Origin of the sequence: Streptomyces sp. URMC 123, assembly GCF_051386515.1 — a bacterium.
In the GTDB taxonomy this organism is placed as follows: domain Bacteria; phylum Actinomycetota; class Actinomycetes; order Streptomycetales; family Streptomycetaceae; genus Streptomyces.
On record NZ_JBPQTV010000777.1, the window covers coordinates 1 to 260 of the forward strand.

The following is a 260-nucleotide window of genomic DNA, read 5'->3' on the forward strand; positions in this document are numbered from 1 at the left end:
AAGTGAATATCGGCGATCACCGGAATCTGCGACTTCCTCGCGATGATCGGCAACGCGTCCGCGTCGTCCTGCGACGGGCACGCCACCCGCACGATCTGACAGCCCGACGCCGTCAGCTCCGCGATCTGCTGCAGCGTCGCACCGATGTCCGCCGTCACCGTCGTCGTCATCGACTGCACCGATACCGGGGCATCACCGCCCACGGCCACCGACCCGACCTGGATCTTCCGGCTGACCCGCCGATCGGCGAGCTTGGTCGG

1 protein-coding gene is annotated in these 260 nt (G+C 67.3%); it reads right to left on the reverse strand.

Translation table 11 applies throughout. The features are described 5' to 3' along the window. Positions 1 to 260: flavodoxin-dependent (E)-4-hydroxy-3-methylbut-2-enyl-diphosphate synthase (locus tag ACSNOD_RS31970; RefSeq protein ID WP_436770544.1), on the reverse strand; the 260-nt coding region annotated here is incomplete at both ends.